At 58.9% G+C, this 22025-nt stretch carries 23 protein-coding genes; 11 read left to right on the top strand and 12 right to left on the bottom strand.

Features of this window, described 5'->3' with window-relative positions:
- Positions 1-26: 26 nt before the first annotated feature.
- A complete protein-coding gene (gene mutS / locus LGQ03_RS08210) occupies positions 27-2666 on the top strand; it encodes a DNA mismatch repair protein MutS (RefSeq protein ID WP_226748015.1) in 2640 nt (879 codons plus the stop codon).
- 95 nt (positions 2667-2761) lie between these two features.
- Here the strand turns inward: mutS and LGQ03_RS08205 are convergent, their stop codons facing one another.
- Both LGQ03_RS08205 and hrcA read right to left on the bottom strand, forming a co-directional pair.
- The gene (locus LGQ03_RS08205; protein ID WP_090158100.1) at positions 2762-3313 is read right to left on the bottom strand and encodes a nucleotide exchange factor GrpE; all 552 of its coding nucleotides are present in this window, start codon (positions 3311-3313) and stop codon (positions 2762-2764) included.
- Positions 3314-3323: 10 nt separating this feature from the next.
- Positions 3324-4382: a heat-inducible transcriptional repressor HrcA gene (hrcA, locus tag LGQ03_RS08200; protein WP_090158101.1), complete on the bottom strand. Its 1059-nt coding sequence runs from the start codon at positions 4380-4382 to the stop codon at positions 3324-3326.
- 117 nt (positions 4383-4499) lie between these two features.
- Between hrcA and rph the strand changes: the two genes are divergently transcribed.
- Genes rph through hemW form a run of 3 tightly spaced genes read left to right on the top strand, consistent with a single transcriptional unit; the run spans position 4500 to position 6962 of the window.
- Complete coding sequence (gene rph / locus LGQ03_RS08195) at positions 4500-5207, top strand: ribonuclease PH (protein ID WP_090158102.1); 708 nt, start codon at positions 4500-4502, stop codon at positions 5205-5207.
- A complete protein-coding gene (rdgB, locus tag LGQ03_RS08190; RefSeq protein ID WP_226748014.1) occupies positions 5204-5812 on the top strand; it encodes an RdgB/HAM1 family non-canonical purine NTP pyrophosphatase in 609 nt (202 codons plus the stop codon). The genes rph and rdgB overlap by 4 nt, the downstream gene beginning before the upstream one ends.
- The gene (hemW, locus tag LGQ03_RS08185; protein ID WP_226748013.1) at positions 5805-6962 is read left to right on the top strand and encodes a radical SAM family heme chaperone HemW; all 1158 of its coding nucleotides are present in this window, start codon (positions 5805-5807) and stop codon (positions 6960-6962) included. Before rdgB ends, hemW begins: the two co-directional genes overlap by 8 nt.
- Here the strand turns inward: hemW and LGQ03_RS08180 are convergent.
- From LGQ03_RS08180 to hemJ, 7 genes are all read right to left on the bottom strand, one after another.
- Positions 6959-7846, bottom strand: coding sequence for a ParB/RepB/Spo0J family partition protein (locus tag LGQ03_RS08180; RefSeq protein ID WP_226748012.1), 888 nt, complete (start codon positions 7844-7846; stop codon positions 6959-6961). The genes hemW and LGQ03_RS08180 overlap by 4 nt on opposite strands.
- Positions 7846-8664, bottom strand: a complete 819-nt coding sequence (locus LGQ03_RS08175; RefSeq protein WP_226748011.1) for a ParA family protein — start codon at positions 8662-8664, stop codon at positions 7846-7848. Before LGQ03_RS08175 ends, LGQ03_RS08180 begins: the two co-directional genes overlap by 1 nt.
- Entirely contained in the window at positions 8657-9277 is a 621-nt protein-coding gene (rsmG, locus tag LGQ03_RS08170) for a 16S rRNA (guanine(527)-N(7))-methyltransferase RsmG (RefSeq protein WP_226748010.1), read from the bottom strand. The genes LGQ03_RS08175 and rsmG overlap by 8 nt, the downstream gene beginning before the upstream one ends.
- Positions 9267-11138: a tRNA uridine-5-carboxymethylaminomethyl(34) synthesis enzyme MnmG gene (gene mnmG, locus LGQ03_RS08165; RefSeq protein ID WP_226748009.1), complete on the bottom strand. Its 1872-nt coding sequence runs from the start codon at positions 11136-11138 to the stop codon at positions 9267-9269. Before mnmG ends, rsmG begins: the two co-directional genes overlap by 11 nt.
- Before the next feature lies 1 nt (position 11139).
- A complete protein-coding gene (gene mnmE / locus LGQ03_RS08160; protein ID WP_226748008.1) occupies positions 11140-12402 on the bottom strand; it encodes a tRNA uridine-5-carboxymethylaminomethyl(34) synthesis GTPase MnmE in 1263 nt (420 codons plus the stop codon).
- A gap of 19 nt (positions 12403-12421) precedes the next feature.
- Complete coding sequence (rho, locus tag LGQ03_RS08155; RefSeq protein ID WP_090158110.1) at positions 12422-13696, bottom strand: transcription termination factor Rho; 1275 nt, start codon at positions 13694-13696, stop codon at positions 12422-12424.
- A gap of 120 nt (positions 13697-13816) precedes the next feature.
- Complete coding sequence (hemJ, locus tag LGQ03_RS08150) at positions 13817-14263, bottom strand: protoporphyrinogen oxidase HemJ (RefSeq protein WP_226748007.1); 447 nt, start codon at positions 14261-14263, stop codon at positions 13817-13819.
- 398 nt (positions 14264-14661) lie between these two features.
- On the opposite strand from hemJ, the gene LGQ03_RS08145 reads away from it, so the two are divergent.
- The 4 genes from LGQ03_RS08145 to dnaQ are packed head-to-tail and all read left to right on the top strand — an operon-like array spanning position 14662 to position 17363.
- Positions 14662-15261 (top strand): Maf family protein, encoded by a 600-nt coding sequence (locus tag LGQ03_RS08145; RefSeq protein WP_226748006.1) that lies wholly within the window; start codon positions 14662-14664, stop codon positions 15259-15261.
- Positions 15258-16091 carry a shikimate dehydrogenase gene (locus LGQ03_RS08140; RefSeq protein ID WP_226748005.1) on the top strand — a complete coding sequence of 278 codons (834 nt, stop codon included), beginning with the start codon at positions 15258-15260 and terminating at the stop codon, positions 16089-16091. Before LGQ03_RS08145 ends, LGQ03_RS08140 begins: the two co-directional genes overlap by 4 nt.
- On the top strand, positions 16088-16678 hold the full coding sequence (gene coaE / locus LGQ03_RS08135; protein ID WP_226748004.1) for a dephospho-CoA kinase: 591 nt from the start codon (positions 16088-16090) through the stop codon (positions 16676-16678). The genes LGQ03_RS08140 and coaE overlap by 4 nt, the downstream gene beginning before the upstream one ends.
- Positions 16671-17363, top strand: coding sequence for a DNA polymerase III subunit epsilon (dnaQ, locus tag LGQ03_RS08130; protein WP_090158115.1), 693 nt, complete (start codon positions 16671-16673; stop codon positions 17361-17363). The genes coaE and dnaQ overlap by 8 nt, the downstream gene beginning before the upstream one ends.
- Before the next feature lie 4 nt (positions 17364-17367).
- Here dnaQ and secB read toward each other — a convergent pair whose 3' ends face one another.
- A complete protein-coding gene (secB, locus tag LGQ03_RS08125; RefSeq protein WP_226748003.1) occupies positions 17368-17886 on the bottom strand; it encodes a protein-export chaperone SecB in 519 nt (172 codons plus the stop codon).
- Positions 17887-17942: 56 nt separating this feature from the next.
- On the bottom strand, positions 17943-18422 hold the full coding sequence (locus LGQ03_RS08120) for an FxsA family protein (RefSeq protein ID WP_226748002.1): 480 nt from the start codon (positions 18420-18422) through the stop codon (positions 17943-17945).
- Between the two features lie 110 nt (positions 18423-18532).
- On the opposite strand from LGQ03_RS08120, the gene LGQ03_RS08115 reads away from it, so the two are divergent.
- The 3 genes from LGQ03_RS08115 to LGQ03_RS08105 are packed head-to-tail and all read left to right on the top strand — an operon-like array spanning position 18533 to position 20795.
- The gene (locus LGQ03_RS08115; protein WP_090158118.1) at positions 18533-19186 is read left to right on the top strand and encodes a Tim44/TimA family putative adaptor protein; all 654 of its coding nucleotides are present in this window, start codon (positions 18533-18535) and stop codon (positions 19184-19186) included.
- Between the two features lie 53 nt (positions 19187-19239).
- Positions 19240-20214 carry a murein transglycosylase A gene (gene mltA, locus LGQ03_RS08110; RefSeq protein ID WP_226748001.1) on the top strand — a complete coding sequence of 325 codons (975 nt, stop codon included), beginning with the start codon at positions 19240-19242 and terminating at the stop codon, positions 20212-20214.
- Positions 20214-20795 carry a Smr/MutS family protein gene (locus LGQ03_RS08105; RefSeq protein ID WP_226748000.1) on the top strand — a complete coding sequence of 194 codons (582 nt, stop codon included), beginning with the start codon at positions 20214-20216 and terminating at the stop codon, positions 20793-20795. Before mltA ends, LGQ03_RS08105 begins: the two co-directional genes overlap by 1 nt.
- Here the strand turns inward: LGQ03_RS08105 and LGQ03_RS08100 are convergent.
- Positions 20778-21998: an MFS transporter gene (locus LGQ03_RS08100; RefSeq protein WP_226747999.1), complete on the bottom strand. Its 1221-nt coding sequence runs from the start codon at positions 21996-21998 to the stop codon at positions 20778-20780. The genes LGQ03_RS08105 and LGQ03_RS08100 overlap by 18 nt on opposite strands.
- Between the last annotated feature and the right edge of the window lie 27 nt (positions 21999-22025).

Genomic DNA, 22025 nt, shown 5'->3' with positions numbered 1-22025 from the left:
TTAACGCTACCAGCGCCGAGGGTTCGATGTCCGACACAATTACGCCGATGATGGCGCAATACCTGGAACTGAAGGATCAGTATCAGGACGCGATCCTGTTCTACCGGATGGGCGATTTCTACGAGATGTTCTTTGACGACGCGGTGCAGGCCGCTGCGGCACTGGACATTGCCCTGACGAAACGCGGCAAACACGACGGGGCCGATATCCCGATGTGCGGCGTGCCTGTGCATTCCGCCGAAAGCTATCTGCTGACCCTGATCCGCAAGGGATTCCGCGTCGCCGTCTGCGAACAGATGGAAAGCCCCGCAGAAGCGAAAAAGCGCGGGTCGAAGTCCGTGGTCAAACGCGACGTGGTGCGATTGGTCACCCCCGGCACATTGACCGAGGACAGCCTGCTGGACGCCCGGCGACACAACTATCTGGCCGCGATCGCACAGGTGCGCGACGACACCGCGATGGCCTGGGTCGATATCTCGACCGGCGTGCTGCGGGTGATGACCTGCCCGGTGGTGGCGCTCGCCCCCGAACTCGCGCGGCTCGCCGCCAAGGAAGTGCTGATCGCGGACGGGACAGAGGACAGCTTTCGATCCCTGATCGAGGACGCGGGTGCCAGCCTGACAACACTGGGCCGCGCGGCATTCGACAGCACAAGTGGTGAAAAACGGTTGTGCGACCTGTTCCGGGTCGGATCACTGGATGCGTTCGGTGCATTCACACGGGCCGAGGTCGCGGCCCTCGCAGGTGTCACGGAATACCTCGACATCACGCAAAAGGGACAGCTGCCCCTGCTACGCCCGCCGGTGCAGGAAAACCGCGCCGCCAGCATGCAGATAGACGCTGCAACGCGCCGTTCACTGGAACTGACCCACGCGCTGTCAGGCGGTCGTGCCGGATCGCTGCTGGATGCCATCGACCAGACCGTCACGGCGGCCGGCGCGCGTCTGCTGGAACGGCGCCTGTCTGCGCCATCCCGACGATTGGACGTGATCACAGCACGTCAGGATGCCGTGGCGGCCCTGGTCGATGACCCTGCCCTGACCGAGGATATCCGCGATCATCTGCGCGGGACCCATGATCTTGACCGCGCACTGTCACGCCTCGCACTTGATCGTGGCGGCCCCCGCGACATGGCTGCGATCCGCAACACGATCGAAGCTGCGCAGCGGCTGGAACAGACACTAAACAAGGCAGAATTGCCAAATCTGCTGGCCGAAGCCCAGTCAGGTCTGACCGGACATGATGCCATTCATGACCTGCTGGATGCAGCCCTTGTCGCGGATCCACCGCTTTTGGCGCGGGACGGTGGTTTCATCGCGCCCGGCTATGACGCCAATCTGGACGAAGCGCGCAAACTGCGTGACGAAGGTCGCAGTGTTATCGCCGCCATGCAGGCGGAATTCATCGCAACAACGGGCATCAACGCACTGAAAATCAAGCATAATAACGTGCTAGGATATTTTATCGAGGTGACTGCTACGCACGCCGACCGCATGATGACGCCCCCCTTGTCGGACACGTTCATTCACCGTCAGACCACCGCCAATCAGGTTCGGTTTACAACCGTCGCACTGAACGAAATCGAGAGCCGCATCCTCAACGCCGGATCAGAGGCGCTTGAAATTGAAAAAAGGCTCTATGCAGGCCTTTCAGATTCTATTCTCGCCGAACAGGCGCACCTTGGCCTATTGTCACGCGCGTTGGCGGAATGTGATCTTGCGGCAGGTCTTGCCCATCTTGCACGACGCGAGGCGTGGGTCAGACCGGACATCGACGACAGCCGCGCCTTTACCATCGAGGGTGGCCGCCATCCGGTGGTTGAGGCGGCACTCATGCGCGCAGGCCAACCATTCGTGGCCAACGGCTGCGATCTGACAGATACGCCGATCTGGCTGCTGACCGGGCCGAACATGGCCGGTAAATCGACATTCCTGCGCCAGAATGCATTGATCGCCATACTGGCTCAGATGGGGGCGTTCGTGCCAGCCACCAGCGCGCAGATCGGCATCGTAAGCCAGATCTTCAGCCGGGTCGGTGCCTCTGATGATCTGGCCCGTGGACGGTCAACCTTCATGGTGGAAATGGTGGAAACCGCCGCGATCCTGAATCAGGCTGACGACCGGGCGCTGGTCATCCTCGACGAGATCGGCCGCGGCACGGCGACCTACGACGGTCTGTCCATTGCCTGGGCCACGCTGGAACACCTGCATGACGTCAACCGCTGCCGCGCCCTGTTCGCCACCCACTACCACGAGATGAGCAGCCTGTCCGCCAAACTGGCAGGGGTCGACAACGCGACCGTCAGCGTCAAGGAATGGGACGGCGACGTGATCTTCCTGCACGAGGTGAAAAAAGGCACGGCCGACCGCAGTTACGGCGTTCAGGTCGCACGGCTGGCCGGGTTGCCGCCTGCCGTCGTCGCCCGCGCCAAGGTCGTGCTAGAGGCACTGGAAAAAGGCGAACGCGAAGGTGGTGGCGCGCGCAAGGCCGTCATCGACGACCTGCCATTGTTCGCCGCCATCCCGCCTGCCCCCACACCCGCACGCCCGGCAACATCGCAGGTCGAAGACCGCTTGCGCGCGATTCTGCCTGATGAGCTGACGGCACGGGACGCACTGGCCCTGATCTACGACCTCAAGACCATGTTGACGCCTGACGCGGATTGACCCGCGCCTGCATCATCTTGCCAAAAATACTCGGGGGTCCGGGGGCAAAGCCCCCGGTCGGTCGGCCCGGCCGTCAGGCCGGGTCGAAACAGGCGTCAGCCTGCCGTGTTCGACGAAACACCCACCTGTGCGGGACGCAGCAGGCGGTCGTGCAGCATGAATCCTTCGGTGGAGACGTCGATGATGTCGCCGGCCTTTGTGCCAGGCAACGGTGCCTCGAACATCGCCTGATGCACATTCGGGTCGAACTTGTCGCCAACCTCTGGCGTGATCGGGTCGATGCCGTGTTTCTTGAATACTGAAATCAATTCGCGCATCGTCAACTCGACGCCTTCCAGCAGGGCTGCATTCACCGCCTTGTCGGTATCGGCGGTGGATTTCAGCGCACGGCGCAGGTTGTCGTATACCGGCAGCAGGTCGCGGGCCAGTTTCGACCCACCATAATTTTCGGCCTCGCGACGATCACGATCGGCGCGTTTGCGGGTATTCTCGGCATCTGCCAGCGCGCGCATCCACTTGTCGCGGAAATCGTCGCGCTCTGCCTCGATGTCAGCGATCCGGGCAAGCGTTTCTTCACCTTGCGCGTCCAGCTCATCGCCCTCTGCTGCAAGCTCATCCAGGCTCATCGGTTCGTCTTGGTCGGCCATATCATTTCCTTCAGGAGCGGTCGGCGATCATCTGTCCGACACGCTGTGCGGTGTAGTTCACAATGGGCACGATGCGCCCGTAATTCAGTCGCGTTGGACCAATGACGCCAACGGCGCCAATGATCTTACGGTCGGCGTTCATATACGGTGAAACGACCAAAGAGGAACCCGAAAGCGAAAAAAGTTTGTTCTCGGAACCGATAAAGATTCGGACACCGTCGCCCTGATCCGCCAGTTCCAGGAACTGGGCGATATCACGTTTGCGTTCCAGATCGTCGAACAGGCTGCGGATGCGGTCAATGTCGTCCGTATCCTCACCCAACAGGTTCCCGCGCCCCCGCACGATCAACCGTTCGTTCGATTCGCCTTCGTTTTCCCACAGCACGGCACCAGATTGCACCAGCTCTGCCGCCAACCTGTCGATTTCCTGCCGGCGGGCCTTGATCTCGCGCTCGATCACGGCCCCCAGCGTCGAAAGTGTCTGGCCCTCGGCGATGGCGTTCAGAAAATTGGCAGCCTCGCGCATGGAGGACGGAGTCTGACCCGGAGGCGGTGTGAACAGGCGGTTTTCGACATGTCCATCGGCGAACACCAGCACAACCAGTGCGCGAGTCGCAGAAAGCGAGACGAATTCGATATGCTTGATGGGGGCTTCGTGTTTCGGGGTCAGCACCAGGCTTGCGACCTGTGTCACCCCGGACAGGGCCGACCCGACGCGGTCGAGGACCGATCCGACATCGGTATCACGGTCCGTCAACGTTTGGTCGATCAGATCGCGATCCGAACCGTTGAGTTCGTTCACCTCGAGCAGGCCATCGACAAACATGCGCAGACCCACCTGTGTCGGCACCCGGCCTGCACTGACGTGTGGACTGCCCAGCAGGCCAAGGTATTCCAGATCATTCATCACGTTGCGGATCGTGGCCGCACTGACCTGTTCGGACATGGTCCGCGTCAGCGTCCGTGAACCGACCGGGGCCCCTGTTTCAAGGTAGCCCTCGACGATCCTGCGGAACACCTCGCGCGAGCGGGCGTTCAGATCATCGAATTGCGGTGGTGACTGGGTCATTTTTTTCCTGTTTCAGGCGATTGGGACTTTGGTCAAACGGACGGGTCGCGTCAACGGGACTTGGATTTATCACATGGGGCGCGTATGCCGCTTGCGCAACCAAAAGGAGCTGACATCATGCGCCCATCCGGCCGCGAGACCCACCAAATGCGTGACGTATCCATCGAAACCGGTGTGACCCGCCACGCCGAAGGCAGCTGCATGATCCGCATGGGCGACACGCATGTTCTATGTACTGCCACTGTCGATGAACGTGTACCATCATTTCTGAAAAATTCCGGACTCGGCTGGGTGACAGCCGAATATGGCATGCTGCCAAGGGCAACGCATACCCGGATGCGCCGCGAGGCCAAGAACGGCCAATCCGGAAGAACGCAAGAAATTCAAAGACTTATCGGACGCAGCCTGCGTGCAGGCGTGGACCGGGTCGCATTGGGCGAACGCCAGATCCAGATTGACTGTGATGTGATCCAGGCCGATGGCGGGACCCGTTGCGCATCGATCACGGGCGGCTGGGTTGCGCTGAAACTGGCCGTGAACAAGCTGATGAAGGCAGGCCTGATCACGGCCGATCCGCTGGTCGATCCGGTTGCCGCGATTTCCTGTGGTATCTACGCGGGGCAAGAGGTTCTGGACCTTGATTATCCCGAAGATTCCGAGGCCGGCGTTGACGGAAACTTTATCATGACCGCAGGCAAATTGGTCGAAGTGCAGATGTCCGCCGAAGGTGCGACATTCACCCGCGGCCAGATGGACAAGCTGCTGGACCTGGCCGAGGCCGGGATCACGGACCTGCACCGCATCCAGATGGAGGCTGTCGCTTGAGGCGGTTTGACGGACAACAGCTGGTGATCGCCACGCACAACACGGGCAAGCGGGACGAAATTGCTGACCTGCTCGGCCCTTACGGCGTAACGTTGACCAGCAATGCCGACCACGGACTGCCGGAACCGGAGGAGACCGAGGATAATTTCGTCGGTAACGCCCGGATCAAGGCCCATGCCGCAGCCAAGGCAACGGGCCTGCCGGCGCTGGCCGATGACAGCGGTATCCAGATTGATGCGCTGGATGGTCAGCCTGGCGTCTATACAGCGGATTGGGCTGAAACACCGCAGGGGCGGGATTTCCAGATGGCCATGCGCCGCGCCCATGATGCGCTGGAGGCGGTCAATGCGCCAGAGCCTCGGACTGCGAGGTTTTGCTGCACATTGGTGCTGGCATGGCCTGACGGTCATGACGAAGTCTTTGAAGGCGTGATGGAGGGGCAGATCGTCTGGCCCGGACGCGGCGAACAGGGGCATGGCTATGACCCGATCTTTTTGCCTGCTGGGTATACGCAGACGTTCGGTGAAATGGACCGCTGGGAAAAGAACCGCATCAGCCATCGCGCGGATGCGTTTCAAAAACTGATGGCCGGCTGTTTTGCCTGAAGACTGGCGCCACGGCGGATTCGGGCTGTATCTGCACTGGCCGTTCTGTCAGGCCAAATGTCCCTACTGCGACTTCAACAGTCATGTCACGGCAAACGTGGATCAGGACCGTTGGGGCCGGGCTTATGTCAGTGAAATTCGGCGGCTTGGGGCAGAAACCGACGGCCGCGTCTTGCAATCCGTTTTCTTTGGTGGTGGCACACCGTCCCTGATGTCGGTGTCACTAGTCGATACGATCATGCGGGAAATCCGCGCGACCTGGCCCATCGCGAATGACATCGAAGTCACGCTGGAGGCGAACCCAACCTCGACCGAGGCAGACCGTTTTCGTGGATATCGCGACGCTGGTGTGAACAGGGTTTCGCTCGGCATCCAGGCATTGAATGACCACGATCTGCGCAGGCTTGGGCGCATGCACAGCGCCGCAGAGGCCATGACGGCATTTCATGTCGCCCGTGACACGTTCGAACGCGTCAGCTTTGATCTGATCTATGCACGGCAGGACCAGACCCTGAACCAATGGAAAACGGAACTGACCACGGCATTGGACATGGCTGTCGATCATCTGTCCCTCTATCAATTGACGATCGAGGACGGCACTGTTTTCGGGCAGCGCGATGCGCTGGGGCAGTTGAAGGGACTACCGGACGACGATCTGGGGGCGGACATGTATTTTGCGACACAGGAAATCTGTGCCGCTGCAGGGTTCGTGGGCTATGAGACGTCAAACCACGCCCGGCCGGGCGCAGAAAGCACGCACAACCGGATCTATTGGCAGTCGGGCGATTATGTCGGCATCGGTCCGGGTGCGCAGGGCCGACTGACACGTAATGGGCACCGATGGGGCACGGCGACACCGCTTGCCCCCGGAGCCTGGCTGAACCAGGTCGAAAAAGAGGGCCACGGCGAAGACCCACGCGAACAGATCAACCGCGCTGACGCACTGACTGAATTGCTGTTAATGGGGCTTCGGTTAGCAGAGGGCCTGGATCGTGATCGACTGGCCGCCGCAGGCTATCAAAACGGCAATGCACAAGAGAGAGAGCTGGCCGCACTGGACCTCATTGCAAAAGACCCCACACGGTTGCGGGTCACGCCCGCAGGACGCCCGGTATTGAATGGTGTCCTGCGGGCGCTATTGGCAGACTAGCTGCCCGCGAGTTGCCGCATAAGATCATCCAACTGGTTCAGGTCGCGGTAACGGATCGTCATTTTACCGCTTTCCTGCCCGGCATCCTGATCAATGTTCACCTGCATGTTGATGGCAGCCGACAGTTCTTTTTCGAGTGCGACAGTATCGGCGTCCTTTCGGGATTTCTGACGTGGCCGCGCGGCCTTTTCGTCAGTCTCCGGTTTCTTGCTCAGCCGTTCTGCATCCCGGACAGACAAACCCTTGGAAATGATCTGCCGCGCGAGGTCTGTCGCCTTGGGGTGACCAACCAATGTCCGTGCATGGCCAGCCGTCAGTTTGCCAGACCCAAGCCAATCCAGAACATCGTCCGGCAACGACAGGAGCCGCATCTGATTTGCGATGTGGCTGCGGCTCTTGCCCAAGGCAGAAGCAAGCTGTTCCTGCGTGTGCCCGAACCGGTCCATCAGCTGCCGGTAACCGGCCGCCTCGTCGACTGGATTCAGATCAGCACGCTGAATATTTTCGATGATCGCGATCTCAAGAACTTCGGTATCGTTGAATTCACGGATCAGAACCGGGATGTCGTGACGATTAGCCATCTGGGATGCGCGCCAGCGACGTTCACCCGCGACGATCTGGTATTGATCCGTCGTGCCAGGTTGAATGCGCACGATCAAAGGCTGAATGACGCCTTTTTCCTTAATAGATTCAGAGAGTTCCGCGAGCGCGTTATCGTCAAAGGTGCGCCGGGGCTGATCAGGATTGGGGTGAACGCTCTCGATCGGGACATAGAGGTCCGGACGCGGGGCGGCCCGTTCCGTATCGGACTGGACTGGCTGAACATCCGCCATCAATGCAGAAAGACCGCGGCCCAAACCACGGGTTTTCGGGGGTTGGGACATCAGCTGACCTTTCTGAGTTGCGATTTGGTTTGTGACAGAACCTCGGCTGCCAGTTCGCGGTAGGCTTGGCTACCTGCGGATTGGTTGTCGTAGGAAAGTGCAGGCATCGCAAATGAGGGTGCCTCGCTCAGGCGCACATTACGTGGAATCACCGTCTCGAACACCAGGCCACCCAAATTGTCGCGCGCATCCGCCTCGACCTGTTGCGACAGGTTGTTGCGGCGGTCGTACATCGTCAAGACAACGCCTTCGATCCGCAACGCCTTGTTTGCGGATTGGCGGACTTCGCGGATGGTCAGCATGAGTTGCGACAATCCTTCGAGTGCGAAAAATTCGCTTTGCAACGGCACGATCACCGAATGTGCAGCAACCATGGCATTTACTGTCAGGATATTCAGTGACGGCGGGCAATCGATCAGCACGAAGTCAAAGCCCATCGCGTCCATCGGCAGCTGTCGCAGCGCATCAAATAAAAGAAAGCTGCGTTTTTCGTTTGAAATCAGCTCGATATCGGCAGAACTCAGGTCTGTTGTCGCGGGGATGATCGACAGATTCTTGACCGTCGTCGCTTGAATCGCCTGATCTGGCAGCGCGTCACCCAAAATGAAATCATAGGTCGTCACCTGACGCGCGTAGGGCGACACACCCAAACCAGTGGACGCATTGCCCTGCGGGTCAAGGTCGATCAACAGCACCTTCTGCCCTACTTCTGCCAAGGCCGCACCAAGGTTGATCGTCGTGGTCGTCTTGCCAACGCCGCCTTTTTGGTTTGCGACGGCAATGATCTTGGCGCTTTTGCCGGGAATTGCGTCAGGCACGAGAGATGTCCTTTATGACAAGTATTTGCGCATCCGGGTCGGTCTGACTGACGGTGGCATCACAGGAAAATTGCCACGATTCACGCGCCGTCGCAACTTCAACCGGGGCTGACTGCCCTTTTGGAAAAATTGCGACGCCAGACGGCTCTAGCAACTGCGCGGCAAACCCCAGCAAATCAGTCAATGGTGCAAGTGCACGCGCCGTAACGCATTGCGCCCTGACAGCTGTCGTATCGGTGATCCGCTCTGCAAAAACATCGACATTGAGGTCAAAGGTGCGTGCAGCTGTCCGCAAAAACGCAGCCTTGCGCTGATCACTTTCGATCAGCTGAACACGCATTTCCGGCCGTTGTGTCTTGGCTGCGATAGCAATGACAACGCCTGGAAATCCGCCGCCACTGCCGATATCTGTAAGGGTATCGCAGTGCTCGGGAATATGGGGCAACAATTGCAGGCTATCCTGAACATGCCGGGTCCAGATGTCCGATACTTGTGAACGCGCGACCAGATTGATCTTGGCGTTCCATTTTAACAACAATGCGCTGAACTGCTCGAGGGTGAGCAGTGTTTCACGTGAAACATCTGATGAGAGTGCACGGCGTTCAACTGACACGCCGTACCTCTTCCCTGCGCAACGCGCCGCGGATCAGCAGCATAGCCGCAGGTGTCATACCTTCTAAGACCAAGCATTCATGAAGGTTTTGCGGTTGTGCCCTTGCCAATTTCATTTTCAATTCATTCGAGAGGCCAGACAGCCCTTGGAAAGAAAAACCGGCGGGAATGACAGTCGCTTCTGCTTCTTTCAAAGCGTCGATGTCACGTTGCTGGCGTTTTGCATAAGGCGCATAGAGGGCGTCATTCCGGACCTGCTGACCGATTTCGTCGGGTATCTGATCAAGAGAAGCATCAAGCGATTTGACCTTTGGAAAATCGCAGTCTGCAAGACCCAGCGCCTCGTGTACGGTTCGCGCAGGACCGTCGACTGCGACATTTACCCCCTGCCCTGCCAATTTCCGCGCCGAGACCTTGACCGAGGTCAGCACGTTCAATGCTGTTTCAATCTGATCAAGTTTTTTGGAAAATCTGTCCCAACGCCGATCATCAACGAGGGAAAGCATGCGCCCAGTCGGCGTCAATCGACGGTCTGCATTATCTGCACGCAACTGCAGCCGAAATTCTGCCCGCGACGTGAACATCCGATAGGGTTCCGTGACACCTTTGGTGATCAGATCATCAATCATGACGCCAATATAGGAGTCACTACGGCTGAAACTAAACGCATCCAAACCTTTGGCCTGCCGGGCAGCGTTCAAGCCAACGACAAGCCCCTGTGCGGCGGCCTCTTCGTATCCGGTTGTGCCGTTGATCTGTCCTGCAAGATACAGACCGGGGCATGCCTTCAGAGCCAGCGCACTTGAAAGGCTTTGTGGATCAACAAAATCATACTCAATCGCGTAGCCAGGTTGCAGAATCTCTGCATTTTCCAGCCCAGCGATCGAGTGAACATAATCGGCCTGAACATCCTCCGGCAATGAAGTACTGATGCCGTTGGGATAGACCACGTCCGACGTAAGTCCTTCAGGTTCTAAAAAGATTTGATGCGAGTCCTTCTCAGCGAAACGCACGACCTTGTCCTCGATCGACGGGCAATAACGGGGTCCAACACCATCGATGTGACCACCGTACATCGCTGAACGTCCGATATTCTTGCGGATAATATCGTGCGTCGCCGCATTGGTATGCGTGATTCCGCAGGCAACCTGCTGAACTGACAACTGGTCACTCAGAAATGAAAACAACGACGGATCATCGTCCGCATGTTGCAGTTCTAGTTGATCCCACTTGATGGATGATGATTTCAGCCGGGGTGGCGTACCAGTTTTGAGTCGCGCGATTGGCAAATCAAGCGACCGCAATTGTTCAGACATCCGCATGGACGCGGCATCGCCCATCCGCCCACTCGGATAGGACTTGTCACCAATATGGATGAGCCCCCCGAGGAACGTGCCCGTGGTCAAAACAACAGCGGACGCTAGAACCGTGCTATCATCAGCCAACATCACTCCGGCGGTGCGTCCGCCATCCATAACCAAGGACGCGACCTCGGCTTCAATCACCTGAAGCCCTTGCTGCGATGTCATGATCCGTTGCATGGCACGTCGATACAGGACACGGTCCGATTGCGTACGCGGTCCCTGAACAGCCGGCCCCTTCGTACGATTCAGCAGTCGGAATTGGATCCCGGATTCGTCGGCAGCAAGACCCATTGCACCGCCAAGCGCGTCGATCTCTCGTACCAGATGGCCTTTACCCAGACCACCAATCGCCGGGTTGCACGACATCACACCAATATCAGACATTTTCATGGTAATCAGCGCAGTCGAAGCACCCGCCCTCGCAGATGCAAGAGCAGCTTCACAGCCGGCATGACCACCACCGACCACAACAACATCAAAATGTTTCACGTGAAACATCCTACTTTCCAATACAAAAACTGGAGAAAATTTCGCCAAGGAGGTCCTCTACATCTACCCTCCCCACAATGCTGTCAAGCGATCTGACCGCGCTGCGCAATTCCTCTGCCAACAGGTCGACAGGCAAGCCCAGTGCCATCTGGTCCTCAGCGTGGTTCAACTGATCAAGCGTTGAAACCATCTGCCTGCGGTGCCGTTCGCGGATCGCCAGACCAGCGTTGGCTGATCGACTGCTCAACTCTTGACCGATTTGGCGGATCATTTCCGACACACCGTCCCCAGTCAAACCTGAAACACCCCCTGCAGCGGACGATTTTCCGACCAAAACCAGATCGGTTGGCTGTCGCGGAAACGGTGTTGTTTGTCCATCTTCTGACAGGAAAACCCTGAGATCAGCATTTTCAGCGCGCTGACGTGCCAGATCGACACCCATCTTCTCGACGATGTCGTCAGTATCCCGAATTCCGGCGGTATCGAGGAGCGTGACAGGCAGCCCCGCAATTTCCATCCGGACTTCGATCACGTCGCGAGTGGTGCCAGCAATTTCAGAAGTGATTGCCGCGTTCCGCCCTGCCAACCTGTTTAATAACGTCGATTTTCCGATATTTGGCGGTCCGACAATAGCGACCTCAAAGCCCGTGCGCACACGCTCGGCGGCAAAAGATCCGGCGATCTGCTTTTCAAGGCCGGATTTGACCCCCACCAAGAGCTGCCTCACCTCCGGGTAGACGTCGACCGGCACCTCTTCATCAACGAAATCAATCGTTGCCTCGATCAGCGCGGCAGCGCGGATCAGGTTTTGACGCCAGCCCTCGGCAAGCTGACCCAGCTCGCCGCTAAAGACCCGCACAGCCTGTTTGCGTTGGGCCTCGGTCTCCGCATCAATGAGATCGGCCAACCCTTCGACCTGCGCGAGGTCAAGACAACCGTTTTCCAGCGCGCGCCGGGTAAAATCACCAGGGCCGGCTGGCACTGCGCCCAACGACGCTAATCGGGAATTTACGGCAGCGATGATCGCAGTGCTGCCATGGCAATGCAGTTCGATGACATCTTCGCCGGTAAAACTGTGACCGCGCGCAAACCGAAGCACCAAGGCTTCGTCCAGCAGGACACCGTCGGCATCAACCAGACGACGCAATCCACGTTTTTCCGGTACGTTTGCCATCAGGCCAGATGCGACAGTGACCGCATCTGGTCCCGAAATACGGATCACGGATACGCCTGCCCTCCCCGGTGCGGACGCCAAGGCGAAGATCGTATCCATATATAACCCCTTGATAAGGCTACGTATTCATCGAATCAAAGAAGTCCGAGTTCGTCTTTGTCTGCTTCAACTTGCCAATCAGGAATTCGATGGCATCCGTGGTGCCCATCGGATTCAGGATGCGGCGCAGGACATAGGTTTTCGCCAAATCTGACTTTTCGACCAACAGCTCTTCCTTGCGGGTGCCGGATTTGAGGATATCCATCGCAGGGAACACGCGCTTGTCTGCAACCTTGCGGTCCAGCACGATTTCCGAGTTACCCGTGCCCTTGAATTCTTCAAAGATCACTTCGTCCATCCGGCTACCGGTATCGATCAGCGCGGTTGCGATGATGGTCAGCGACCCACCCTCTTCGATATTGCGGGCAGCACCAAAGAAACGTTTGGGGCGTTGCAATGCGTTGGCGTCCACACCACCCGTCAGCACTTTGCCGGACGACGGCACGGTCGTGTTGAATGCACGGCCCAGGCGCGTGATCGAATCCAGCAGGATAACCACGTCGCGCTTGTGCTCGACCAGGCGCTTGGCCTTTTCGATCACCATTTCAGACACGGCAACGTGGCGCGTCGCAGGTTCGTCGAATGTCGAAGATACAACCTCGCCTTTGACGGACCGCTGCATGTCGGTAACTTCTTCGGGGCGTTCGTCGATCAGCAGAACGATCAGATAGCACTCTGGATGATTGCGTTCGATCGAATGGGCGATGTTCTGCAACAGCACCGTCTTACCCGTGCGCGGCGGTGCCACGATCAGCGATCGTTGCCCTTTGCCGATGGGTGACACCAGGTCGATGATCCGCGCCGACCGATCCTTCTTGTCGTGCTCGCTGTCGACTTCCATCTTCAGGCGCTCGTCAGGATACAGTGGCGTCAGGTTGTCGAATGCAACCTTGTGCTTGGTCTTTTCGGGGTCTTCAAAATTGATCTTTTCGACCGTCTTCAGCGCAAAGTAGCGCTCGTTGTCATTGGGCTCTTTCATCGTGCCCTCGACGGTGTCGCCGGTGCGCAGCGAATACTGACGGATCATCTCGGGCGAGACATAGATATCATCGGGACCCGGCAGATAGTTTGCCTCGGGCGACCGCAGAAACCCGAAACCGTCCTGCAAAACCTCCAGCACGCCGTCGCCGCCGATCAACCACTCCTCGTCAGCCCGTTCGCGCAGAATGGCGAACATCATGTCGCCCTTGCGCATGGTGGATGCGTTCTCGATCTCAAGCTCTTCTGCCATGGACAACAGGTCCTTGGGGCTTTGTGCCTTGAGATCGGCGAGGTTCAGACGGTGTTCGGACATGTGCAAGGTTCCAGACGCCAGCGCACTGGCGTTTCAAAAAGATCAAACTGGGAAAGCGGGATGCCCGGACGGGCGCGCTGCGCGGCAGTTAAGCGCAGCACCCCGAAAAGTCAACGCAGATCAGAACGGGCGAACGATCACTGCGACCACCGCTACGATCATCAGGATCGTCGGCGCCTCGTTTGCGATCCGGTAGGTCTTGCCGGACCGGGTATTGGTGCCGGCTGCAAATTCCTTGCGACGGGCGGCCATCCACATATGCGCGACTGTCATGGCGATCACGGCCAACAGTTTTGCCCAACCCCAGACGGCACCGAAATCCAGGCCACCCATGCCGATCAGCAGGATCCCGCAAATCCATGCCGTGATCATGGCTGGATTCATGATCACGCGAAGCAGCTTTTCTTCCATTACCTTGAACGTCTGGTCCAGTTCCGACCCCACAGTTGCGCGTTCAGCGTGATAGACAAACAATCTTGGCAGATAGAATAGACCTGCCATCCAGGCAATGACGGCCATGATGTGCAGGGCTTTGATCCAGTCGTAGTAAGGCAAGAGCCAGTTCATTGGTTATCCTCGTCCAGTCTGCCCTACTCTTTCAATAATAAAGAAAGAAAAGAAAGATGATGTTTATGTAGGTTGCCAAGAATCTGGGGATCGATTTTTCATCAACATATTTATCCATAGACCAAGGACCGTTTTATCATAGGTCAAACTCAACGTAAGATCAGAAAAACATCTTAAAACAATAACATAACCAACGATCTTCGTTCAGTTTACACTTTCTCAAGACTTGACTCTCGCTTTTTAGGGACATTGTGCACAGCCCAAAGTTATCCCGTCCACATGAGGATGACCGCAACGAATCCCCCCAGTTGTCCCGGGTTCACCGCGCTGCGTCGACCACTCCTCGGCTGTTTGCCTCAGCTTGACGTTTCACCCAAAAATGTCCTTCAGTTATCCCCATGCCCGATGATTTGATCCTTGCCAGCGGTTCCACGATCCGCGCGACGCTCCTGCGGAATGCGGGTGTTTCCTTTGCAGTTGAAAAACCCCGTGTGGACGAGGATGCGATGCGTCTGTCGCTTCAGCACACGGGTGCGCCGCCGCGTGACATCGCCGATGCCCTGGCCGAGATGAAGGCCGCCAAGGTGTCGTCCCGCCATCCTGACGCCCTGGTGGTCGGCTGCGACCAGGTTCTCGCCTTTGGACAGGATGTGCTGGCAAAGCCCGAAACACCCGAACAGGCGCTTGAACAGTTGAAATCAATGCGCGGGCAGCGGCATCAATTGCTGTCCGCTGCCGTGATCTATCACGACAACGCGCCGCAATGGCGCCATGTCGGCGTGGTTCGCATGCACATGCGTGATGCCAGCGACGCCTATCTGGCCGATTATGTGCAACGCAATTGGGATGACATTCGCCATTGCGTGGGTGCCTACCAGCTCGAGGCAGAGGGGGTGCGGCTCTTTCATCGCATCGAGGGGAATTATTTCGATGTGCTCGGTCTGCCGCTGCTCGACCTCTTGTCTTATCTGACGCTGCGCGGGACACTGCCCGGATGACACATCCTGCCATTCCTCTTGCCGGTGTGATCGGTTTTCCAATCGGTCATTCCGCGTCGCCGCGCCTGCACAAATACTGGCTGAACCGCTACGGGATCGCCGGTGACTACGTCCCGCTGCAAGTGTCGGAAGGATCCTTGGAAACCGTAATCCGCGCGTTGCCGAAAATGGGTTTTGTCGGGGCCAATGTCACCATTCCGCACAAGACGTCGGTCTTGCAGATCGCGGATCACCTGAGCGACCGCGCGATCCTTGTCGGCGCCGCGAATACGCTGATCTTTCGCGCTGATGGCAAGATTCATGCCGACAACACTGACGGTTACGGTTTCATGGCCAACCTGAAACAGGGTGCACCGAACTGGTCGGCTGCATCCGGGCCCGCGCTGGTTCTGGGCGCAGGCGGTGCGGCGCGGGCGATTATCGTGGCGCTGGCCGATGCTGGTGTGCCGCAGATCCTGCTCGCCAACCGGACAAGGCCCAAGGCCGAGGCGCTGCGTGCCGAATTCGGCACCCGGATCAAGGTGGTCGATTGGGTGCAGGCCCAGGATGCCGTGGCCGAGGCGCATCTGATCGTCAACACCACCTCCTTGGGTATGACAGGCCAGCCTGACCTGAAGCTCTCTCTGGATGGTCTGTCCGCCGATACTGTCGTGACAGACATCGTTTACAAACCGCTGCGCACGCCCCTGCTGGAACAGGCAGCCGCGCGCGGCTGCGTCACGGTCGATGGGTTGGGCATGCTGTTGCATCAGGGCGTGCCCGGTTTCGAACGCTGGTTCGGCACACGGCCAGAGGTTGACGACGCCTTGCGCGCGGCCGTTCTGGGATGACCTATCTGCTTGGCCTGACCGGGTCGATCGGCATGGGCAAGAGCACGACCGCACAGATGTTTCGCGACGCCGGTGTGCCGGTCTGGGATGCAGATGCCAGCGTGCACGCGCTGTATGCTGCGGGCGGTGCTGCTGTTGCACCGATCGGCGCAGTTTTCCCCGACGCGATTTTGGATGGTGCAGTGTCCCGCCCTGCCCTGCGGACCATCATGCAGTCCGACGCAACCGCGCTGGACCGGGTGGAACGGATCGTTCATCCCCTCGTCGCGGCTGACCGGGCCGCGTTCATCGCTGCAAAAACGGACCCGTTGCTGGTGTTTGATATACCCCTGCTGTTCGAAGGTGGCGCCGAAGCCTGGCTGGACGGCACACTGGTCGTCACAGTCCCGCCTGACATCCAGGCAGAACGTGTTCTGGCGCGACCCGGCATGACGCAGGCGCAGTTTGACATGATCCGGTCGCGTCAGATGCCTGACGCAGAAAAATGTTCACGCGCTGATTTCGTGATCGAGACGCGCACACTGGACGACACACGCCAGGCTGTGCAAAACCTGATCCTGGATCTGACCGGGCCTGACCATGCGTGAAATCGTTCTAGACACTGAAACCACTGGATTCGAGCCTGCAGAGGGCGACCGGATCGTGGAAATCGGCGCAGTCGAGCTGATCAATCACATGCCGACCGGCCGGACCTATCACCAGTATATCAACCCGCAGCGCACGATGCCGCAGGCCGCGTTCGAGGTGCACGGTCTGGGCGACGATTTTCTGCGCGACAAGCCGGTTTTCAAGGATATCGCACAGGATTTCATCGATTTTGTGGGTGACTCGAAAATGGTGATCCACAACGCCAAGTTTGACATGAAATTCCTCAATGCCGAACTGGGCTGGTTGAACCGCCCGTTGCTGCCGATGGATCAGGCACTTGATACGCTCGACATCGCGCGTCGCCGGTTCCCCGGATCGCCTGCGTCACTCGATGCGCTGTGCCGCAGGTTCGGGATCGACAATTCGTCACGCACCTTGCACGGGGCGTTGCTGGACTCTGAAATTCTGGCAGAGGTCTATCTGGAATTGATCGGTGGCCGGCAACCCGATCTGGTGCTGCAAGGCAGAAGCAGCCAGAAAACCCAGACTTCTGAGCCAGGCGAATGGCGGGCCTACCCACGCGAAACACCCTTGCCGTCGCGCATCACGGATGCGGAAACCGCCGCCCATACTGCATTTGTTGACAGTCTGGGCGACGGCGCGCTTTGGAAAAAGCTGGCCTGACGGCTTAGTTGATCGGCGCTTTTTCGGCCTGGGATTTCTGGGCTTCCATGCGGGCGGCCAATTGGGCGCGATAAAGCGCCACGAAATCGATCTGTTCGAGGTTCAGCGCCTGAAAACCGCCTTCGCGCGTGGCATTGGCGACGATGTGGCGGATATAAGGGAACGTCAGGCGCGGGCATTCGATCAGCAGGAACGGATGCATCTGGTCCTCTGGCACGCCGGAAATCTGGAACACGCCGGCATATTCCAACTCGAGGATGAATAGCGGCTCACCGGCATCCTTGGTCTTGGACGTGATGTTCAGCTTGGTGATGACTTCGAACTGGTTGTCAGTCCCGCGCTTGCGGGCGTCGACGTTGACCTGAACCTGAATTTCCGGCGTCGCGTCGCCCTTGATCCCCTTTTGCGCAAGGATGTTTTCGAACGACAGGTCGCGCACGTATTGCGTGACGATGCGGTTGCTGACCTGCGGCGGTTGTTGGGGGGCGTCGGCGGCGGGTGTCGTTTCAGGCGTATCGGCCATGGAGTGTCTCCGTCAAATTAGGTTGGCGTGAGGCATAGCAGGGCGATGCCGCAGGCTCAATGCTGCGTCCAGCCGGACGGACGGTGCGTTGGTTTCTTGTCCTCGTCGACAGTGCTGTATTCGCCGTCGATCACCGTATCGTCGGGGCGGGGTGATTGATGTGGTGGCGTGCCCATCTGGAACCGCTGCACGTTCACACGCGCCTTGATCGCCAGAAAAACGCGGTGCCGGACGGACGGGATCAGCAAGAAAAAGCCGACGGCGTCGGTGAAAAACCCCGGTGTCAGCAGCAATGCACCCGCAAACAGGATCATCGCACCATTCGCCAGGGGTTCCGACGGGTCTGACAGTTGCGAAAACGACGATTGCAACCGGTTCAATTCACGCGCACCCTGCGATCTGACCAGCCAACTGCCCAAGATTGCTGTCAACAGGACGATCAGCAGTGTGGGCCACAGCCCGATAGCACCACCAACCTGGATGAAAAGGGCGATTTCGATCAGCGGGACGGCAATGAACGCCAGCAAAAGGTACATTTTCGGTCCTTTGGTCACAGGGGGCGGCCACAGGTGGACTTGGCCGCAACTGACACCTACATAAGTTCAGACCCAAAAGTTACCAGCCATCCGGCGGCAAGAGGACCAATATGAACGGACCCATTATCCAGCTACTCGTCCTTGCAGGCATCGCGATTTTCCTCGTGTTGCGTCTGCGCGGTGTGCTTGGCACCCGCGAAGGGTTTGAAAAACCGCCCGTCCCACTGGACAAGCCCGCACCGGCCAAGCGTGACTTTGAGGTGATCGAGGGCGGCCCTGACCGCGATATCATCGACCACGCCGATGAAGGTACGTCCACGGCGCTGGCCCTGGCCGAGATGAAACGCATCGACCCGTCGTTCAACGTGGGCGAGTTTCTGAGCGGTGCGCGTCAGGCCTATGAAATGATCCTGATGGCATTCGAACGCGGCGATCTGGACGAGGTAAAACCATTTATTTCCGAAGACATCGAAGCGGCCTTTACCTCGGTGATCCATGATCGCGCCGACAAGGGGCTGACCGTCGATGCAACATTCGTGGGTATCAGCGAGTTGAAGCTGCGCGACGCGACGTTCGATCAGTCCACCAAGGAAGCCGAGCTGACGATCCGCTTTGGCGGTGAACTGGCCTATGTCGTGCGCGATCATGGCGGCGACATCGTCGATGGTGATCCCAACGCGATCAAAAAGCAAAAGGACGTCTGGACCTTTGCGCGCGTGATGGACAGTGGCGATCCCAACTGGCGCCTTGTCGCAACGGAATGATGGCGAAACCGGCGTGGGCGCTGTCGGCGTTCCTGGCCTGGACGGGGACGGTTATGGCAGAACCGACTTACACGATCCTCGACTTCGGTGACCTGAACGGCTGGGACGACGATGACCACGCCGCCGCATTGGAGGTTTTCACGAACACCTGCGGCGATATCGACCGGACCGACTGGCAGCGGCTGTGTGCCTTTGCAAAGGACGGTCCGGCCGCGCGCGATTTCTTTGAGACGTTTTTCAAGCCCGTTCTGATCGAGGACGGTACGCCGATGCTGTTTACCGGATACTTCGAGCCGGAAATACGCGGTGCGCTGCAACCGTCCGAGACCTATCGCTATCCGATTTACGCGCTGCCCGGTGATGGATTGGAAGGCATCTATTCACGCCGCGAGATCGAAGAGGACCTGCCCTTCGCGGGTCAGGGGCTGGAAATCGCGTGGCTGGCTGATCCGGTCGATCTGTTTTTTCTACAGGTGCAGGGGTCAGGGCGCATCCGTCTGCCTGATGGTGGCATCATCCGCGTGGGATACGCTGGCAAGAACGGGCGCGATTATACCTCGGTCGGCATGGCCCTCGTTGAACGTGGCGAATTCACGCTGGATCAGGTATCTGCCCCGACGATCCGTCAGTGGGTGCGCGATAACCCGGTCGAGGGCCGCAACCTGCTGTGGTTGAACGATTCATACGTTTTCTTTCGCGAGGTGAACGAGGTGCCTGCTGATCTTGGCCCGCTTGGTGCCATGAACCGGTCGATCACCACGGGACGCAGCATCGCGGTCGATCCCAGCATCACGATACTGGGCGCGCCTGTCTGGATCGAAAAGCAGGGCCGTGACCCGATCAATCGGCTGATGATCGCACAGGACACCGGGTCCGCGATCAAGGGTGCGCAGCGTGCGGACATTTTCTACGGCACTGGCGATGCAGCAGGTGCGGCGGCTGGTGCTATCAAGGACGGTGGCCGCATGGTCGTCCTTATGCCCATCGACTACGCCCTGTCCAAGACAGAGCCACGGGTCAGTTTCTGATGCGCCGCCCGCGCCACCTGTCACCCGAAGAGCGCGCGATCTGGGATCATGTCGCAAGGCAGGCGCAACCGCTGAATCCGAAAAAACCCAAACCCGCTCCGGAGGCAAAGGCCCCACCCAAACGCCCGCCCAGCGTCGTGCCTCAGCGCGATTTGCCTGATTTCACCGTCGGGATGACAGCCGACGTGACACGCCCCAACGACATTCTGCCGCCACTGCGCGAACGCCTGCAACGCGCGCCCATCCAGATGGACGCCAAGAATTTCATGCGGATGAAATCGGGTAAGCTAAAGCCTGAAGGCCGTCTGGACCTGCACGGCATGTATCGGGACGAAGCCTATCCCGAACTGATCGCGTTCATTCTCAATGCTCAGGCAGCGGGCAAGCGGCTGGTGCTGGTGATTACGGGCAAGGGGAAATCCAGCGACGACTGGGCCGGCGGGCGCGGTGTGTTGCGCCGTCAGGTGCCGCAGTGGCTGCAACTGCCGCCCATTGGTCCCGCAGTGCTGGAGGTGCGTCCAGCGCATCTGAAACACGGTGGGGACGGGGCCTATTACGTATATCTACGTCGTCGCAAGTGATGCGCGGGCGCGGGTGACGCCCAGTGTGGCCATGGCCGCCGCGATCAGAAAAAACACAAGATAGCCGATCATTTGTGCGGGGAAATCGACGCCCCAGTCGATCAGATACCCCGAGACGCCCGGCCCGATGGCCGATCCGAACACCATAATGGCGGCCGCTGCCGCCTTGATCGCGCCGATGTGGCGCGTGCCGTAGAATTCCGCCCAGAACGCGCCGGGCAGGGTGGACTGCAGGCCTTGACCAATCCCCAGCACAGCCATGCCCAACGCGGCAATCGGGATCGACGGCGCAAGCGCGATGATGCCAAAGGCCAGCGCAAAGGGCAGCATGTAGAACGGCACGATCCGGCCTGATCCAAACCGGTCGATGGCCCAGCCGGTCGCGAAATTCGATGCGATGCTGATGACTGTGAACAGGGGAAAAAGGGCGACGAAACCTGCCAGTGTCCAGCCTTTGACCTCGGTCAGGTGGACCTGCTGGAACCACAGCGCAGTGCCCCAGGCGGGTGGTCCCAGCAGGGCAGGGACCATCAACCAGAACAACGGATGCCGCAATACATCGGCGCGTGTCCAGTGCCGTCCGTGCATGCCGGCGGCCTGTTCATCCTTTGCCAGTGATTGTGGCGTGCGTTCCTGACGCAGCAACAGGCCCATCAGCGGGATTGTGACGACGACGATCACGCCTGCCACCACCCACAGTGTCCGCCAGTCTGTCGTGATCAGCAGGGCCACGAAAACAATCGGCAGCACGGCCTGACCGACGGAATAGCCCATGGATGCCACGGCCAGCGCCTTGCCACGGCCCGCCACGAACCAGCGCGCCATGGATACGGTGGCCAGATGACTGGACATGCCCTGCCCGAACAACCGCAGGAAAAAGATTGCCAGCACAAGCAGTGCAGCATTTGGCACGGCGGCCATGAAAAAACAGGCGGCTGCCAGCCCTGCAAAGACCAGCGTGCCGATGACACGCACCCTGAACCGGTCGACCAGCGTGCCGGCCCAGATCATCGTGATCGCAGACGCGGTGGTGCCCAGCGTGTATAGCCCGCCCCACTGCCCGTCCGTCAGGCCGAAATCGTCCATGATCCCGCCTGCAAACAGCGAGATAAAGAACGTCTGCCCATAGGACGACGTCAGCGTCAGGATGAAACCCGCCAGCAGGAACAACCAGTTGGTGCGAACAAAGGACACAAAATTCATGTGCCCTTCGTCGCGCCGCTAGATGAG

The organism is Loktanella gaetbuli (assembly GCF_020531945.1).
Lineage (GTDB): Bacteria > Pseudomonadota > Alphaproteobacteria > Rhodobacterales > Rhodobacteraceae > Loktanella > Loktanella gaetbuli.
The sequence above is the reverse complement of the archived record's forward strand: the minus strand, read 5'-3'. Positions and strand labels throughout refer to the sequence as shown.